We start from the raw sequence: 15,836 nt of genomic DNA on the forward strand, positions 1-15,836 counted from the left end.
TCTGACCTAGTTCAATAAATTTCTTTCTCATAATAAACCTATTCTGCGAATTTTTCAAGTATTTCCTACTCCACACTCTTCATAGACTCCACCATATTTATTTTTTTTAATTTAAAATGCATAGCAAAATTCACAAGAAATGAAAAGAAAAATGTAAGGATAATGCTGAATATATAACTCTTTGGTTCTATATTTCTGCCAAACATCATTATGTCTATTTCCGCAGTCAAAATCACAAAATAATGCAGCATTCGTCCGAAAATAACACCTACTATGCTCCCGATCAGAGTCAGCCATATATTTTCCCTGATCATATAGCTTGAGACTTCCATGTCATAAAATCCCAGCACCTTCAAGGTGGCAAGTTCCCTCATTCTCTCACTTAGATTGATCGTATTGAGATTATACAAAACAATAAAGGCCAGCATTCCCGCGGATATAACCAGCACATAGATTACGGTATCCATGCTCTTAAGCATATCCGCAATCCTGTCCGCCAAACCGGAGAGGAATGAGATTTCCGTCACTTGTTCTTTCTCCATGTAACGTCTCTGGAATTCCTCCTCAAATTTCTCGCTGTCAGAACTATTTATGGTATAGATCTGGTGAAACTCAGGTTCTTCCTGATATATTTTTTCATATAAGGCAGGTGTAATATATACATAATGATAGAAATAATTTTCCGTTATATGACTTACCTTTACATTCAGCTTGTGAGTCTCATCCTTTTTCAGATAGATCTCATCCCCTGCTTTCACATCCAGTAATTTTGCAAGCTTCTCTGTGATAATCACCCCGTCATCGGTAAGTTCATAGGGTGTTTTTGTCAGTCTGTCCCTAAGGCTGATAAATTCCGTCAGGCGCCCGGGCTCCTGGGGGATCACCATATAAGAGCTTTTTTCCGTTCCTTTGCTGCCCACATCCACGGACGTCTCACAAACGGAAAGAGAGTTCTTTATTTCTTTGTCATTCTTCACAATTTCCAGAAGCTGATTCTCTTCCTCCTCTGTAACGTCGTCCTTCATAGCTATGCTGGCACTGTAATTGCGGATACTGCCAAACTGAAGCGTGCCGATAGACTTAATGGAATCCTTCAGCCCAAAGCCTACCAGAAGAAGTCCCATACATCCTCCGATCCCTAAGACTGTCATAAAAAATCTTTTTTTGTACCGGAACAAATTCCGAATGGTAGACTTGTTTGTAAAGTTCAGGTGACGCCAAAGGATCCCGATCCGTTCCAGAAGCACTCTTTTCCCGCTTTTAGGCGCTGCCGGCCGCATCAGCTCCGCCGGGCAGGCGTTCAGTTCTTTGTAGCAGGCAAACACAGTAGCTGCCACCGTACAGAAAATCGCAGCGGCAGTAGAGGACAGTGAGTAGGACAAATGCAGCGGATTCAGTATCTGCGGCAGATTAGTATACAAAATTCCATAGGCATTGATAATTACTACCGGCAGCAGTTTCTGTCCCAGCACCAGACCTGTCAGGCTTCCCAGCATAGTGGCTGAAAAAGCATAACAGATATACTTTGCCGCTATGGAAAACTTCCCGTATCCAAGCGCCTTTAAGGTACCAATCTGAATCCTTTCTTCCTCAACCATACGTGTCATTGACGTAAGGCAGATGAGAGCTGCTACCAGAAAGAAGATGACCGGAAATACCTTTCCGATTGCCTCAATTCTCTGGGAATCCTGATGATATTCCACATAAGATTCTATGTAATTTCTGTCTAAAACATACCACTCCGGAAGCTCCAGTTCCCGGAGCTCTTTCTCCGCATCCTGGATTTTACTCTTGGCATCGGCAATCTCAGGCTCAGCTTTTTCCTTAGCCTCTTCGTATTCCTGCTTTCCGTCCAGAAGTTCCTGTTCTTTATCCTTCAACTCCTGTTTTGCATCCCTTAGCTGGTTTACTCCATCCTGCCATTCTTCTTCGGCATCGGACAGCTTTTGCTTCCCATCCTGCCATTCTGCTTCCTTTTCCTCCAGAAGCTCTGCCTGCCCAGACAGCTCCTCCCATCCCCCATTCAATTGAGTCTGGCCATCTTCCAGCTCTGCTCTGGCTGCATCCAGCTGTTCCCAGCCGCTGTAAAGCTGTGCCTTTCCCTCTTCCAGTTCTTTTTTAGACACAGAGAGCTGCTGCCTGGCGGCAGCTTCGTTCTCTTCGATTATCTTTTTGTTCTTTTCCAGCTCTCCGTAGGGATCCGCGAATTGGCTCTCAATGGCTTTCATAGCCTCGGCAACAGCGCTCTCCTGGGCGGCAGATATAGCGGCCGCCAGTTGCGCATCTGCCTCCTCCTGGGTCATAAGTCCGGCTTCCACCGCCGCCTTCAGACTCTCCTCCATAGCGGCCCTTACGCTCTGTTCCGCCTGTTCTCTTGCCTGCAGCTTTGCCTGTTCCCTAGCCGAAGCCAATGCTCCGTCCAGGGCTTCTTTTCCGTCGTTCCACTCTTTCCAGGCTGCTTCAATTTGTTCTCCGGTCTTTGCTTCGCCCTCCTCATACAGCGCCAGCCCTGACTCATACTCCTGCTGTTTTTCCTTCAGGGTCTGTTCGTTGGCCTCAATCTGCTCCCATCCGTCGTATATCTCCTGCTGCTTCTCATCCAGCTGCTCTTCGGCATCTTCTATCTGGGCATATCCGTCGTCTATCTGGCTGCGCCCTTCCAAAAGAACTGCCTCATTGTCGTCCAACTCCTGTTTTCCGTCTGCCAGCTTCTGTTCATTCTCCGCAATTTCTTTTTTTCCGTCCTCCAGCTTTGCCTGGCCGTCCTCCAGTTCTTTGGCAGCATCGGCCAGCTTTTGTTCATTGTCGGCAATCTCTTTTTTAGCATCCGCAATCTTATCCCGGCCCTCCTCCTGTATTCCGTCATAGCGCGCCTGACATCTTTCCTCAGAGATATCTTCAAGCCGATCCTGCACCTCCCCAACCAAATCCTCATAAGCGTCTGAGGTGTCGAGAAGCTCCCTGGCGCCTGTGACTGTCAGGCAAAGTTCGGTATATGCCTCAATGGCAAAACAATCTTTGGGAAGAAAAATAAAGCTGTTCAGATTGCCGTTACCAATCTTCGTGGTTCCCCGATCCAGACTCAGATAATAAGGGATACTTCCGCTGCCTACGATCTTATAGGAAGTCTCCTTCACCGTGTCTTTGATATCATCCTCTGTCCCTGAGGCCACCTTAATGGTGTCTCCAATCTGATATCCTGTATTCGTAATAAACTTTGTGTCTACCAGACACTCCTGATTATTTTCCGGCAGCCTGCCCTCCTCTATCTGTATCTCATTCATAGATTCAGGCACAGACATGAGACGTACTACAATCTGGGCATCTTCCAGATCACAAAGTACGTCTGCTGAGTAACCGCCTTCTGCGCTGCTTACACCTTCTATGCTGCTGACAGCTTCCACGTCCTCATCGGTAAGTCCCAGGTTGCTCAGAATCCGCAGATCCATAAAATTGCTGTCGTCATAAAACTGATCCGCCGACAGATTCATATCCGGACTCGCAGCACGGATGCCGGAGAAAAAGGCAACTCCCAGAACCACGATAAGAAGTATGGAAAAAAAGCGGTTCTTTGTTTTTCTCAATTCCACAAAAAAGTCTTTTTTCAGGGCATTATGCTTCACTACATCACTACCATTCTATTTCTTCTACGGGCGTGGGATTCTGGTTTTCCGCCATACTGCTCACACGTCCGTTCTTAATTTTTATTACTCTGTCAGCCATAGGGGTAATGGCCTGGTTATGGGTTATCACAATCACTGTCATTTTTTTCTTTCTGCAGGTATCCTGGAGAAGTTTCAGGATGGCTTTTCCTGTCTGATAGTCCAGAGCTCCTGTGGGCTCGTCACAGAGCAGCAGCTTGGGATTCTTGGCCAGCGCCCGGGCAATGGCCACCCGCTGCTGTTCCCCTCCCGAAAGCTGAGCTGGAAAATTCTGCATTCTCTCTTTCAAGCCTACGTCACAGAGGGCGTCCTCAGCATTGAGGGGATCCCTGCAGATCTGAATTGCCAGTTCAACATTCTCCAGAGCTGTCAGGTTCTGGATCAGGTTATAGAATTGAAACACAAAACCAATCGCATCCCGGCGATATTCAATCAATTTTTTACCCCTGAATCTGCTTATGTCTGTGCCGTCCACCAGGACAGCACCTTCATCACAGGTATCCATTCCGCCCAGAATATTCAGTACCGTTGTCTTTCCCGCACCGCTGGGGCCCACAATAACCACAAATTCCCCTTCCTGTATATAAAAAGACACGCCGTCCACAGCATGAATGGTAACTTCTCCCATCCGGTAAGATTTTTTCACATTGTCCAGTCTTACAATTTCCTTCATACACACCGCCTTACAGTCCCAGCGTCTCTGACTGAGACTTCATATATTTCTCCAATTCCTCTCTCAGAGGCCTGTGCTGTTCCAGGGAAAGCTCGGGATCCAGAGCCAGTATTCTCCCTGCCGCCTCGCTGGCCTCCTTTAATATATTCGCATCCTGATAAACATCTGCGATCTTAAACTCCATAATACCGCTCTGACGGACTCCAAACAGATCTCCCGGCCCCCGCAGGCGCAGATCCTCCCCTGCAATAAAAAAACCGTCGTTGGATTTTTCCAAAATCTCCAGCCGTTTCTGAATCTCTTCCCCTGCCTCTTTGTGCATAAAAATGCAGTAAGACTGAACATCCCCCCGTCCTACCCTGCCCCGCAGCTGGTGGAGCTGTGCAAGGCCGAACCGCTCTGCGTTTTCAACCATCATAACCACTGCATTAGGGACATTCACACCCACCTCTATGACAGTGGTGGACACCAGAACTTGGATCTTATTCTCTGCAAAAGCCTCCATAATCTGATTCTTTTCCGCCGGTTTCATTCGTCCATGAAGTGATTCTACCACAATTTGGGAAGGAAAAACAGTCTTTAAACGCTTTGTGTAATCAAGAACATTTTCCGCCTCCATCCCTTCGCTTTCCTCCACCATGGGACAGATAATATACACCTGGTGTCCCGCCTCTATCTGTTGCTGCATAAAAGCATAGGCTTTCGGCCGATAACTGGTATCTACTACACAATTTTTTATAGGAAGACGTTTTGCCGGCAGTTCATCGATAACGGAAATATCCAAATCCCCGTACAAAATAATCGCCAGTGTCCTGGGAATAGGAGTTGCACTCATTACAAGCACATGGGGACTCCCGCCTTTCTTAGACAGTATTTCTCTCTGCTGCACCCCAAACCTGTGCTGCTCATCCGTAATTACCAGCGCTATATTCTGATAAACTACCTTTTCCTGGATGAGTGCATGAGTGCCCACAATTATCTTAGCCTTTCCTTCCGCAATCTTTGCATATGCCTCTCTTTTCTCCTTTGCAGCAGAGGAACCGGTCAGGAGAATAGGTTCTAAGCCTGTCAGTCCGCTGTCCTCCAGCAGTCTTCTCAGCCCCTCGTAATGCTGTCTGGCCAGCACTTCTGTAGGGACCATCAGCGCACTCTGGTATCCGTTTGTCCCGGCAAGAATCATGGCCAGAAATGCAAGAATTGTTTTTCCGGATCCTACATCCCCCTGTACCAGACGGTTCATCAGGGTATGGCCTGTCATGTCCCTTTCTATCTCATGCCACACCTGCATCTGGGCACTGGTCAGACGGTAAGGAAGCTGTTCTATTACTTTTTCTGTCTCCCATACCGGCTTCATATCAAACAAATTCTTTTCTTCTGTCTTTTTTTCCTTCAGAAGCTGAATCCCCAGAATAAAGAAGAGGAATTCGTCGAAGGCAAGCCTGTGCCGTCCCAAGACCATGCACTCCTGATTTTCCGGAAAATGTATCTGGGAAACGGCAAAATTATACTCCGACAGCCGATACGCATTTCTTACTTCTTCCGGAAGATATTCCACAGCCAGCTCCTTCTGCTCCAAAACCTGGCGGAGCATTTTAACCAGCATTTTGTTTGTGATGCCCGCTGTGAGGCTATAGACAGGCTGCAGGCCATTCTGCAGCTTTTCATACTCCTCCCGCGTAAAGATCTGCGGGTGTTCCATAACCATTCTATGTCTTTTTTCCGATACCTTTCCTCTGAATATATAAATCCCGCCCCTTTTCAGCACATTTCTCAGAAAAGGCATATGAAACCAGATGAGCTGTAAGGTTTCCCCCCGATCCGTCAGAACAGTAGATACTATAGTACTTTTCCCTGCATTTTTCACATCCACATTTCCCGTAATCCTTGCCGCGACTGCTGTTTTCCCGGCTCCTTTTTCCACCGCTTCCTTTACGGTTACAGGTTCCGTATATCTGTCATACTCTCTGGGGTAATAGTGCAGCAGATCACCAACTGTATAAATTCCAAGCTTCTGAAACAGCTTTTCAGTCTTGTCCCCTACCCCTTTCAGGGAACGAAGAGGTGCATTTTCTTCCATAATATCCCTTCCACCTTTTTATGTAATATTAGAAAATCTGTGAAAAAAAGGTGCTGCCTTGGCCCACTTAGCCAGGCAACACCCTTCTTTTTCTCTCCTCTATTCTACTGATACAATATAATAATAGATTGGCTGTCCGCCCTGATTGACCTCTACATCAAAGTCCGGGTACTTATCTTCCAGCCGGGACGCCAGTTCCTCCGCATCCTCTTTTGAAACCTCTTCCCCATAGTAAATGCTTATGATCTCAGAGTCTTCATCCACCATCTCTTCAACCATATGCAGAGTTACCTGCTCTATCTCTTTTCCCACAGAGAGAATCTTATGATCGCCGATTCCCATGATATCCCCCTGGGATATTTCCTTGTCATCAATATGGGTATCCCGGACCGCATAAGTTACCTGTCCTGTTTTTACATTCTTGATTTCTTCTGCCATTGCCTCAGCATTTTCTTCCGGGCTTCTGTCCGGAACATAATTGATAAGTGCGGTAATTCCCTGAGGTATGGTTTTGGTGGGAATTACATAGATATTCTTATCTTCTGTCAGATCCCTGGCCTGATTCGCCGCCAAAATAATATTCTTGTTGTTCGGGAATATAAAAATGTTTTTCGCCGGGACACGTGAAATTGCGTTGAGCATATCCTCTGTACTGGGGTTCATGGTCTGTCCCCCTTCAATCAGATAGTCCGCCCCCAGCTCCTTAAAGATCTCACACATACCTTCACCCACAGACACAGAGATGAATCCAACTTCCTTCTCCGGCACTGTCTCTTCCCTGGCCTGCTCTGCGGCAAGCTTTTCCGCATCCTTTATCAGCTTCTCCTGATGTTCTTCCCGCATATTGTCAATCTTAATACGGGAGAGAGAACCATAAGTTAAAGCCTTGGAAATTGCAAGTCCAGGATCATTGGTATGTACATGGATCTTGACAATTTCATCGTCAGCCACGACCACCAGTGAATCACCGATTGACATCAAATATTCTTTTATCTTGGAAACCTCATGCTCCGAAAGTTCTTCCTTCAATACAATAAGAAATTCCGTACAATATCCGAACTTAATATCCGCTTCCGCCTGGGGAGAGATTCGGGTCAGTTTCTGCCCCGCAGGAGCCTCAAAACTATAGTCGATTTCTTTTCCCTGGAACCCGTCGTAGGCCCCCTTCAGCACTTCCAGAAGCCCCTGTCCTCCGGAATCAACGACACCTGCCTCTTTCAGCACAGGAAGCATCTCCGGGGTCTGAGAGAGGACATATTCCGCATGGTCAATGATCTCTCTGAAAAAAGCATCCAGATCATCCATCTCCTCAGCCAGTTCAAGTGCACGGGTTGCCGCTCCTTTTGCCACAGTTAGTATCGTCCCCTCCTTCGGCTTCATAACTGCTTTGTAAGCAGTCTCAACACCTTTTTCAAAAGCGTCGGCAAATTTCTGTGCATCCAGTTTCTCATAATGTGCGATTCCTTTTGTAAATCCCCGCAGCAGCTGGGAGAGAATAACGCCGGAATTTCCTCTGGCACCTCTGAGGGAGCCGGACGATATGGCTTTTGCCAGGGAATCCATGCTTATTTTATCCAGCTGACTGACTTCTGTCGCTGCCGACATAATCGTCAGGGTCATATTCGTTCCCGTATCCCCGTCCGGCACTGGAAATACATTCAGTTCATTAATCCACTCTTTTTTTGCCTCCAGATTCTTTGCTCCCGCCAGGAACATCTTAGCCAGGACGCCTGCATCTATGGTCTTTGTACTCACAACAAGTTCCTCCTTAATTAATCAATTACTCGTACGCCTTCCACAAGGATATTGATCTTCTCAATCTCCATGCCGGTAAAGGCTTCTACTTTATATTTCACGTTGCTGATTAGATTGTCGGACACTGCGGAAATACTAACACCATATGCCACAATTACGTGAAAATCCAACTCTATCTTATTGTCACTGATCGTCACATTGATTCCGTGCTTTAAGCTGTCCTTTTTCAAAAGCTTAACAAGCCCGTCTTTCATGCTGACAGCAGCCATTCCTACGATACCAAAACACTCAACGGCAACACTTCCCGCGTACGTAGCAATCACATCTGTATCAATAACTATTTTGCCCAATCCTGTATCAATACAACCATTCATACCGGACACCTCCACTATATTATTCAAAATCCGGTTCTGTGCCAAGACGCCAATCTTCCGGATCATGTTAGTATTATAACCTGTTTTATACAAAAATGAAATAATAATTTGAATTTTTTATATTTTTACTTGCAAAAAGCGCCGCCATCTGTTAAAATAACTATTGTTGTGAGTCTGTATTAATAGGGTATATCAGACTTATTTTATATGTCAAGGAGGTGCTATCATGGCAAAGTGTGCTATTTGTGAAAAGGGCGCTCATTTCGGAAACAGTGTGAGCCATTCCCATAGACGTTCTAATAAAATGTGGAAATCAAACATCAAATCTGTAAGAGTGAATGTGAACGGTGCTTCAAAGAAGATGTATGTTTGTACTTCTTGCCTGAAGTCCGGTAAAGTTGAAAGAGCGTAATGTAAGGAAATAAAAAACCATCGCGGTTGGCGGTGGTTTTTTTATTTTCCACTATCTGCAAAATAGATTATATCCCCCTAACAGGCATCCTGCTGCCACTAATACGATAAAAAAGCACTTGGGAAATATCAGGGCAATGAGCATTCCCACTCCTACCCAAAATAACAGGAATCCAATGAGACGACACATTTTTGACTCCTTTTGTCCTCTTACTTTTTAGTATATGCAGACACCCGCTCCTTCAATACACCTAGTCTGTGGGCTCTTCCTGGGAATCCCCTTCTGCCTTTTTGTCCTCCGCCTTCTGATTATGGGCGATAATATCCTCAGCTTTCTTGTCTGTAAACTTATTGACAAAGTCAGGCACCATATCCAGAATCTTAGTAAGTCCGTCCTGATTCTTAACATTTACCAGTTTTGTTGTCCCATTGGAGATTACAAGTACAGCGCTGGGGGATACTTTGCCGCCCATACCTCCGGCACCGTTATTCTTTTTATCATCGGCAAAAGCACCCGCTGCCACTCCAAAGGATACATCGATGAGCGGAAGTATAATGGTATCGCCTACCGTAATTGCCTCACCCACCACTGTCTTGGTTGTGATAAAACTGTCCATTCCCTTAAAAAGAGAATCTACTGTTGTCTGAAAATTATTCCCGTCTGCCATTGTTACTCCTCCTTGTGCTTACATCTTTTTATCATATATTTTATATTAGAATCACGATACAGCTTCCATGCCGCAGCCAGCAAATGAACCCCGTAGATTCTTCCCCTGAGATAGAGATCTGTCTCCAGAATCTTTCGGTCAAAATATGGGTAGATACGCAGTCTGTCTCCATATTTGGGATAGAATAAACTGAGCCCCGCCAACACCTGACCGGTCAGGGCAGGGTCATCAAACCCGTAAGAAAGGGTACCCTTTATCTTGGTCGGTCCCAGTCTCCGCAGAAGCGTCCTCAGCTGCTCCCACAGCAGCGTTCTGGCTCCCAAAAATTCTTCTGACTTTATCAGCTCCAGAAACACTTTCATTCTACCATATATTTCCCCGGTTGTTGAGTAAATATTTCTCACTGCCGCAAGAATCTTTCCCGGCAGATGCAGGAGCTTATACAGGATTCCTTTTAGTTTCGCCAGCAATGCGGTAAATTTGTTCTTTTTACCCTCTTTCGCCGGTATATCCTTTTCTTCCAATGCCTCCTGAACGCTGCGTCCCCCTTGAAGAGATTCTTTCTCTTCCTGGTTAGGTTCCTCCAGGGGATTATATGGGAGCTCCATTCCCTCAGATGACGCGGTTTTCAGCTGCTTCTTGGTATCCGGCTGCGTCTTTTTCCGCCGGAAACGAATTTTACCAAGACGCGTCACCAGTCCTTTTACCCGCTCTGCAGGAATCCCTAATATTCTTAACTTGATCCTGAATTCACCATGTTCATAAAGGATTAAAACAGACAGTCCATGGGCCAGCCAGGTAATTTTTCCTCTCCCGGCCACTCCATTCCCATCCTTCTGCAGCTTACCCTGGTATCGCAGGGGCACCAGAAGCAGGGATAGCAGAAGCAGAAGAACAAGTCCTACCAAAATGCCCAATATGATTGCTATAACTTTTAGTATTCCCAAAATAATATGTAGCATATTCTCACACCTATTATTTTTCTAGTTCTTTCTGTTTCAGATATCCCCGCACATCTGCGGTCTTTGTATTCTCATAGACTTCCTGTACCATCAAAGCCACAAGCTGTACCGCTTCGTCATATCCTTTTGCCAGGCCTACGATCATGGGACAGGTACGGCGAAGAGGCTTCTGCAGAAGAAGATTTGCAGAAAATATCTCCAGGAGATTCTCCGGATTCTTAGCAAGCGTCACAAGATAGACATCAATGACTCCGGCTCCATGATTAATTTTCCATATCAGTTTATTTTTCTTCTTTTCTGCAGTATCGCCCACATACAGATTCTTATACCATTTTAACATAATTTCTTTCCTTACTGCTCTTGCTTCAATCTTTCTTCAATCGCCTGTACCACAGATTCCAGGACTTTGATTCTTGCATAATATTTGCAGTTTCCCTCTACGATAATCCAGGGGGCATAGGAGGTGGAAGTCCGGATAATCATTTCATTCACGGCTTCCTCATACTGTTCCCATTTCTCCCGGTTTCTCCAGTCCTCCTCTGTAATCTTCCACTGCTTTATGGGATTCTCCATCCTCTCTTTAAAGCGGGCCTCCTGCTCATCCTTATCAATGTGCATCCAGAATTTCAGGACAATGGCCCCTGAATGGGACAGATGAGCTTCCATGTCATTGATTTCTTTATAGGCTCTCTGCCACTCCTCTTTCGTACAGAATCCCTCAATTCTTTCTACCATCACGCGCCCGTACCAGGTTCTGTCATAGACAGCCACATGGCCGTTTTTCGGTATGGTTTTCCAGAACCGCCACAGGTAGTGGTGCTCTTTTTCCGCACCGCTGGGAGCAGCTGTGGGATTGACAACATATCCCCGGGGATCCATCGTCTCTGTCAGACGTTTGATTGCCCCGCCCTTTCCCGCCGCATCCCAGCCTTCAAACCCCAGCACAACCGGAATTCTCCTGCGGTACAGTTCACTGTGCAGAAGCGCTATTTTATCCTGTAGTTTCTTCAGCTTTTCTTTGTACTCGTCCTTCGTATAAGAAAGGCTCAGATCCACACTGCTCAGACTGGAGGATTTCAATACTAAATCTTCCTCTGTAGGCTTTTTTAACTGCCCCTCTGCCGCAGCTTTCTTTTTCTCTTTCCCGGCCCGGCGCACCAGCTCTACCTGTTCATTCAGCCGGTCAATTACCGTACGGTAGATTTTGATGGTGGCAAACTTCCGATCCATACCCTCAACAATCGTCCAGGGTGCATAGGAAGTATCTGTCTTCTCCAGCATCTCCTCATTCATCTCTTTGTAGAGTTCATACTTCCTGTTTCTTTTCAGGTCTCCGCTGCTCACCCGCCAGGCTGTCTCCGGGGAGGCCAAAAGCTTCCGGAATCTTTTTTTCTGTTCCTTTTTGTCAATATGCAGAAATATCTTAAGGATTACGGTGCCGTCGTCGTTCAGCTGCTTCTCAAAGGTATTAATCTCCTGATATGCATATTCCAGCTCCGCCTCCGTAGTTTTTTTATCAAACCTGTCCACCAGGACCTTCCGGTACCAGCTCCTGTCAAATATAGCAATTCTTCCTCTGGCAGGAGTCTTTGTCCAGAATCGCCATAAAAAGGGGTGCATCTTCTCATCCTCTGACTCCCCGCTGATAGCGAACACCTGGAACCCTCTGGGATCCAGGGGATGGATCAGGCGGTTGATCTGCACACCTTTGCCCGCCGCGCCAAAGCCTTCAAACACAATAATCACTGGAATTCCCAATGTTCTGCATTCTCTCTGAAGCTCTGCCAGCCTGGTTTCCAGCCTGTCGATTTTTTCATGATACTCTTTTTTCACAATACTCTTTGTCAAATCAATCTGCTCCAACATGGTCCGCTACCTCCTTTAATTTCAGCAAGAGGGACTGAATGCCAGTCCCTCTTCCGTTAAAAATATTTCTTATTTCCCCATAGATTTGCCTTTTTCAAATCCAAATATTCATTGTACGCTTTCTCCAAAATCTGCTTTTCATTGGAAAAGCGCAACAGATGGTAAGCTTCATGGAATTTATAATACCCAGAATCCACAAAATATTCCTCTCTCTGAGGCTTGCTGTAATAGCTGTTCGCCGCCATTAGATACCAGTGTACATCCTTCTCTACCATATCCTCCGGCACGCAGAAACTGTATTGACTCTTACCCACATACTTAATTATGGTCGCTGATACTCCCGCCTCTTCTCTTACTTCCCGTATGGCTGTATCTTTAAAGTCTTCCCCTGCTTCAACTGTTCCTTTTGGTAATACCCATCCCTCGTATTTGTGCTTGTATGTCTTATACAAGGTCAGTATTTTGCCACGATAAATTACCACCCCGCCACAGCTCGTTGCTTCAATCATCTGCAATTCCTCCTGTACGGTTGTGTTCAAACCTATTTTAGTATAACTCTTTTTCAATTCTCACGCAAGGGAGGAAATAAATTAATAATAGTATTCATTAAACACTGCCCTGGCGATGGGAACGGCGGCCTCACTGCCTGTCCCTGCCCCTTCGGCTATCACACTGACTACAATATCCGGATCCTCCACATTGGAAAACCCTACAAACCAGGAGTGCGTCTGACGCTCTCCGCCCTGATCATACTCTGCCGATCCTGTCTTGCCCGCAGCCGTGTAGCCCTGTCCGTTCAGCTTTTTGGCAGTACCGTTTTCCACAACATCGATCATCAGCTCTTTCAGAGTGTCCGCCTCTTTCACAGACATCAGTCTTTTGTAAGTTTCCGGCTCTGTTTCACTTACCTTGTCTTCGTTGTCATTCTCCACACGATCCATAAGATAAGGAGTCATCAGTTCCCCCTCGTTGGCTACCGCACTGGTGATCAGCGCCATATGCATGGGAGATACCAGAGTATTTCCCTGCCCGATGGAAGTCTGCATCAGCAGAGGCTTTCCGGCGCTGGAATCAAGAGAAAAACGGCTCTTTCTGTACGTGAGATCCACAGGAAGTTTCTTATTAAACAGCAGGTCCTCACTTGCGGATTTCAGGGCACCCGCCCCCAGATCCAAACCAATCTGGGCAAAGGCACTGTTGCAGGATTTGGCAAAGGCTGTGGCAAAGTCCTCCTGGCCATGTACCGTATCGTTATAACAGTGAATCGTATGTTCTCCCACCGTGATACTGCCCTGACAGTCAAAAGAAAAGCCATCCAGTGTCCCATGTTCCCTCAGGTAAGCCAGAGAGGTTACAATCTTGAATGTGGAGCCGGGAGGATATGCCCCCTGGGTCGCCCGGTTCAACAGGCTGGAGTTGCTGTCGTCACTGACCAGTTCATCCCAGTTGTCGGCCAGATGATTCGGATTAAAATCTGGTTTGCTCACCATAGCCAGGATCTTGCCGGTCTTAGGCTCCATCACAACCACTGCGCCGTTATAATCTCCAAGGGCATCATATGCCGCCCTCTGCAGACTGGTATCCAGAGTAGTAATTACATTGTCCCCGATCACCTTCTCTCCCTTAAAGGCTTTCTGCATCTGTCCAAGATATCCTTCATGGGAAGTCAGAAGCTGGAAATTGGCCAGAGATTCCAGACCGCTTTTCCCCTTCTCCGTATAACCCACCACGTGGGCAAAAAGATCATCATAAGGATACACTCTTGTCTCAGAACCGTCCTCCGCTGTTTCCGTATAAGCCAGGCTCTCTCCGTCGGCAGAGAGAAGCTTTCCGCGGATCACCCGGTCTGCAAAGGTATCCTGCCGTTTATTGTAAGGACTATTAATGAATTCCTCGCTTTTCAGAGCATTAAAGTATACCAGGTAGCCAATAAGTGCTACAAAGATAGCTACAAAAAAGTACGACACAATGGCATATTCCCTGTTTCTGGCCTTTTTTGCCTTCTTCTTCTTAGCTTTTTGTTTTTGCTCTTTTTTGATTTGTCTGAGCTCTTCTTCTCTCTTTCTGCTTTCCAAGTTCCTCATCCTCATCTTCTCTTAAAATATATAATCCCTGAACAATGGCCAGCATAATAATTGTGCTGAGCACAGAGCTTCCTCCATAGCTGACAAGAGGCAGGGTAATTCCTGTCATTGGAATAAATTTTGTGGCGCCTCCTATGGTAAGGAACACCTGAAACGCGTATTCTGTGCCAAGCCCCAGGGCAATTAATTTGTAAAAAGGATTCTTAATCTGAAGAGAAATATTAACAACCATCAAAAACAGGCTCATACAGACCAGAATCAGGCACATGGCAAAGATGCCCCCCAGCTCTTCACAGATAGCAGCAAAGATAAAGTCCTGTTTTACTACCGGTATAGAGTCAGGCGCTCCCTGGCAAAGCCCCATCCCGAACCAGCTTCCGGTTCCTATGGCAAACAGGGACTGCACAATCTGATAACCCTCCCTGTCGTATACAGAGAAAGGGTCCTTCCACGCCACCACTCTCTGCCGCACATGATTAAACAAAAAGTAGGCGCCCACAGCCGCCACACAGCCGCCACCCGCGCCGGCCGCCAGATAGAGCGGTTTTTTTGTTGCTACATATACCATTGCCAGATATGTGATAAAGAATACCACTGCACTGCCCAGGTCTTTGGATGCCACCAGTATGAGGACATAGGCACCTGCAACCACCGTGGCCTTTACCACCTGTATAAACTCCGTGTTTTTATAAAGCATGGAAGCCACAAAAAACACGAAAATTATCTTAACAAATTCAGAGGGCTGAAAAGAAAAGCTGCCCAGATTAATGGAAAGCTTGGCCCCATATTCCGTCCGCCCCAATACCAGCACGACAGCCAGAAGCACAAATCCAGCACCGGCATAGACCCAGGTAAGCTGATTCAAAAACTTCATCCTGCGGATCATTACCGGTATCACCAGCGCTATAACTGTGGCAATCACGACGATCTGAAACTGCTTCACCGCACGCTCCAGATCCAGTCTTGCCAGCATAATGAATCCTATACTCAGAAGCATGCACATGTGGTTCAGTACCAAAAAAGCTGCCTTTTTATAGATGATGCGGTACAGGATCTGAACCACAGTAAAGTAGATCAGCTGTGCTGCAAAAAAGGTCAGGATTTCTATTTTCTGCATCTTCAGAAATATAACCGTAAAGGCAACCAGATCCATAAAATAGATCAGGAACAGCTGCTTCCTTAAAATATGTTTCTTCTCTCTCTCATTTCTCTCTTTAAACACAGTGAAGCACTGAAGAGTATACAAAGCCATGAGAATAATAATCAAATATCTGGATAACTCAACAATAACATTTACCACGTTT

The 15,836-nt window shown here is 46.1% G+C and carries 13 protein-coding genes; 1 reads left to right on the forward strand and 12 read right to left on the reverse strand.

The features are described 5' to 3' along the window. Nucleotides 1-65 precede the first annotated feature (65 nt). The 5 genes from GKG41_RS10775 to GKG41_RS10795 form a co-directional block, all read right to left on the reverse strand. The gene (locus GKG41_RS10775) at nt 66-3,623 is read right to left on the reverse strand and encodes an FtsX-like permease family protein (protein ID WP_154258512.1); all 3,558 of its coding nucleotides are present in this window, start codon (nt 3,621-3,623) and stop codon (nt 66-68) included. A 7-nt stretch (nt 3,624-3,630) separates the two neighbouring features. Then, nucleotides 3,631-4,335 carry an ABC transporter ATP-binding protein gene (locus GKG41_RS10780; protein WP_154258514.1) on the reverse strand — a complete coding sequence of 235 codons (705 nt, stop codon included), beginning with the start codon at nt 4,333-4,335 and terminating at the stop codon, nt 3,631-3,633. 10 nt (nt 4,336-4,345) lie between these two features. Further along, nucleotides 4,346-6,412, reverse strand: a complete 2,067-nt coding sequence (gene recG / locus GKG41_RS10785) for an ATP-dependent DNA helicase RecG (protein ID WP_154258516.1) — start codon at nt 6,410-6,412, stop codon at nt 4,346-4,348. Between the two features lie 99 nt (nt 6,413-6,511). Beyond that, nucleotides 6,512-8,167 carry a DAK2 domain-containing protein gene (locus GKG41_RS10790; protein ID WP_347563307.1) on the reverse strand — a complete coding sequence of 552 codons (1,656 nt, stop codon included), beginning with the start codon at nt 8,165-8,167 and terminating at the stop codon, nt 6,512-6,514. A gap of 17 nt (nt 8,168-8,184) precedes the next feature. Then, nucleotides 8,185-8,541 carry an Asp23/Gls24 family envelope stress response protein gene (locus GKG41_RS10795; protein ID WP_072850922.1) on the reverse strand — a complete coding sequence of 119 codons (357 nt, stop codon included), beginning with the start codon at nt 8,539-8,541 and terminating at the stop codon, nt 8,185-8,187. A gap of 226 nt (nt 8,542-8,767) precedes the next feature. Between GKG41_RS10795 and rpmB the strand changes: the two genes are divergently transcribed. Beyond that, on the forward strand, nt 8,768-8,953 hold the full coding sequence (gene rpmB, locus GKG41_RS10800) for a 50S ribosomal protein L28 (protein WP_072850920.1): 186 nt from the start codon (nt 8,768-8,770) through the stop codon (nt 8,951-8,953). A 250-nt stretch (nt 8,954-9,203) separates the two neighbouring features. Here the strand turns inward: rpmB and GKG41_RS10805 are convergent, their stop codons facing one another. The 7 genes from GKG41_RS10805 to GKG41_RS10835 all read right to left on the reverse strand — a co-directional run bounded on the left by GKG41_RS10805 (nt 9,204) and on the right by GKG41_RS10835 (nt 15,832). Then, a complete protein-coding gene (locus tag GKG41_RS10805) occupies nt 9,204-9,620 on the reverse strand; it encodes a GerW family sporulation protein (RefSeq protein WP_154258518.1) in 417 nt (138 codons plus the stop codon). Between the two features lie 2 nt (nt 9,621-9,622). After that, nucleotides 9,623-10,582, reverse strand: a complete 960-nt coding sequence (locus GKG41_RS10810; protein ID WP_154258520.1) for a DUF2953 domain-containing protein — start codon at nt 10,580-10,582, stop codon at nt 9,623-9,625. Nucleotides 10,583-10,595: 13 nt separating this feature from the next. Continuing rightward, complete coding sequence (locus GKG41_RS10815; protein WP_072850914.1) at nt 10,596-10,922, reverse strand: hypothetical protein; 327 nt, start codon at nt 10,920-10,922, stop codon at nt 10,596-10,598. 11 nt (nt 10,923-10,933) lie between these two features. After that, nucleotides 10,934-12,448: a polyphosphate:AMP phosphotransferase gene (gene pap / locus GKG41_RS10820; protein ID WP_154258522.1), complete on the reverse strand. Its 1,515-nt coding sequence runs from the start codon at nt 12,446-12,448 to the stop codon at nt 10,934-10,936. Between the two features lie 56 nt (nt 12,449-12,504). Further along, the gene (locus GKG41_RS10825; RefSeq protein WP_072850910.1) at nt 12,505-12,957 is read right to left on the reverse strand and encodes an NUDIX domain-containing protein; all 453 of its coding nucleotides are present in this window, start codon (nt 12,955-12,957) and stop codon (nt 12,505-12,507) included. An 81-nt stretch (nt 12,958-13,038) separates the two neighbouring features. Next, a complete protein-coding gene (locus tag GKG41_RS10830) occupies nt 13,039-14,532 on the reverse strand; it encodes a penicillin-binding transpeptidase domain-containing protein (protein ID WP_347563308.1) in 1,494 nt (497 codons plus the stop codon). Beyond that, complete coding sequence (locus tag GKG41_RS10835; RefSeq protein WP_226903548.1) at nt 14,459-15,832, reverse strand: FtsW/RodA/SpoVE family cell cycle protein; 1,374 nt, start codon at nt 15,830-15,832, stop codon at nt 14,459-14,461. Before GKG41_RS10835 ends, GKG41_RS10830 begins: the two co-directional genes overlap by 74 nt. Nucleotides 15,833-15,836 lie beyond the last annotated feature (4 nt).

Source organism: Lactonifactor sp. BIOML-A5, assembly GCF_009677585.1.
Lineage (GTDB): Bacteria > Bacillota > Clostridia > Lachnospirales > Lachnospiraceae > Lactonifactor.

What these genes read in the sequence shown, in the direction of transcription:
- GKG41_RS10825 (WP_072850910.1), bottom strand. Translation starts at nt 12,957, where the DNA reads ATGATTGAAGCAACGAGCTGTGGCGGGGTGGTAATTTATCGTGGCAAA.
- GKG41_RS10780 (WP_154258514.1), bottom strand. Translation starts at nt 4,335, where the DNA reads ATGAAGGAAATTGTAAGACTGGACAATGTGAAAAAATCTTACCGGATG.
- GKG41_RS10810 (WP_154258520.1), bottom strand. Translation starts at nt 10,582, where the DNA reads ATGCTACATATTATTTTGGGAATACTAAAAGTTATAGCAATCATATTG.
- rpmB (WP_072850920.1), top strand. Translation starts at nt 8,768, where the DNA reads ATGGCAAAGTGTGCTATTTGTGAAAAGGGCGCTCATTTCGGAAACAGT.
- GKG41_RS10805 (WP_154258518.1), bottom strand. Translation starts at nt 9,620, where the DNA reads ATGGCAGACGGGAATAATTTTCAGACAACAGTAGATTCTCTTTTTAAG.
- GKG41_RS10815 (WP_072850914.1), bottom strand. Translation starts at nt 10,922, where the DNA reads ATGTTAAAATGGTATAAGAATCTGTATGTGGGCGATACTGCAGAAAAG.
- recG (WP_154258516.1), bottom strand. Translation starts at nt 6,412, where the DNA reads ATGGAAGAAAATGCACCTCTTCGTTCCCTGAAAGGGGTAGGGGACAAG.
- GKG41_RS10795 (WP_072850922.1), bottom strand. Translation starts at nt 8,541, where the DNA reads ATGAATGGTTGTATTGATACAGGATTGGGCAAAATAGTTATTGATACA.
- pap (WP_154258522.1), bottom strand. Translation starts at nt 12,448, where the DNA reads ATGTTGGAGCAGATTGATTTGACAAAGAGTATTGTGAAAAAAGAGTAT.
- GKG41_RS10830 (WP_347563308.1), bottom strand. Translation starts at nt 14,532, where the DNA reads ATGAGGAACTTGGAAAGCAGAAAGAGAGAAGAAGAGCTCAGACAAATC.